This window comes from Microvirga sp. P4_G7, assembly GCF_056401005.1.
In genome coordinates this window covers 1-1,386 of record NZ_JBFUKD010000842.1, presented here as the reverse complement: position 1 = coordinate 1,386, position 1,386 = coordinate 1, and the positions used below count along the sequence as shown (strand labels likewise).

Sequence of the window (1,386 nt, the reverse complement as noted above, 5' to 3'; positions counted from 1 at the left end):
TAGTTAACTATTTGCTTCTCTTCAGTTGTCAAAGCAAGGTATTGATCTTCTTTTAGATACTGAATGGCTTCAGAATCTAAAAAATTCTTTCGGTGTTGTATGTTGTTCTGAAGAGTTACATGTACATGTTGGGATACTACTTCGTGTTGTCTAAAAAGCGGTTCGGGTAAGCCGGCATTGTGCATAGCCTGGCGCATTCGTCTTGTGCCCTCAAATCCGCAGAACGTAAGGTCCAAGTGCATCAGCGCCTCCATGAGGAATGGATTGCGCGGGTTGTGAGCGTTGTAGACGGTTTCGGCGGTTGTTGGTGGAACGAACCCGCCCGGGCTCTCTACGACAAACTTATCGTCAAAAAGTTTGACGAAAATGTTCTGCGTTTTGAAGTTGTAACTCCGGTGGGCGACCGCATTTACAATTGCCTCAAACCAAGCCTCTTCCGGATATTCTGGCTTTGTTTGGAAGCGGCCGTTCGGTCCGAGGCGTGTAAATGAACGCATCTGCGTCGAGATCACCTGCTTAACTTCAGCAAGCATTTTTGGGATGCAGCCGTCGACGAACACGCTGAAAACAGAGTTGAGCCGGTTGCCAAAATCTTCGTGAACACCCTCGTACCGGATCACTCTTATTCGAGCTCCGGGAACTGCCTCCCGAGGGTCGCTAGCGAAGATCAGCGCACACGCTAAATTTGGTAGAAACTTTCCGTTTTTTTGTTTTCCGAGCTTTGCAAGCTCAAGGATCTCCTCTGCGGTCTTCGACGTCTGAAACCGCCGGCTTTCTGCGAATGATCTGCAGAACTTTCCGATCTCATCCAACGCAAAATCCTGCGGGTAGATCAAGGATACCCCTTCTAACTCGTAATGAATCTCACCCTTGGCAATACGAATTTCGCGTTTAAGTGCTTCGTCAATTTGTCGTTTCTTATCAGCTTCGCGCAAAAACGCATTACCAGCCGTGGTTTCTACCAATTTATCTTCGCGATAATGCACGCGATAGGCGATTATAAAGTTCTCTCGACCCTTTGAATCCTTAACGGACACTCTCTTTGAGTACCAGCGGGCGTCCGGGCAATAATCAGAAAGGCTCTCAAGCCTATTCAGATGGTCTTGAGACAACGTGGCGCAGCCTGTGATTTTGCCGCTGTCTTCGACACCCACGATAATAACTCCGCCATGCGGCTGAGTGTTCGACCACATACAAAGATAGTCACCGAGAGCTCTGGGTTGAACGCTTGCACCCTTACGTTCTACGCGCTTGTCCTCAGAAAGTGCCAACACCGTAGTCGATGTCAGACTTTCGAAAATATCATCCGGTGACCAAAGCTGAAGTTGCTCTTTAGGCGCTAGATCGAATGACAGGCTTAGCTGTTCGCTCATCCCTTTTCTCGGG

Annotated in this window: 1 protein-coding gene; it reads right to left on the bottom strand. The window is 48.6% G+C overall.

Features of this window, described 5'->3' with window-relative positions; all coding sequences use genetic code 11:
- Positions 1–1,373, bottom strand: a 1,373-nt coding sequence (locus tag AC1DT3_RS21230) for an ATP-binding protein (protein WP_477467168.1), incomplete at its 3' end; no start/stop codon positions are given.
- Positions 1,374–1,386: the final 13 nt, after the last annotated feature.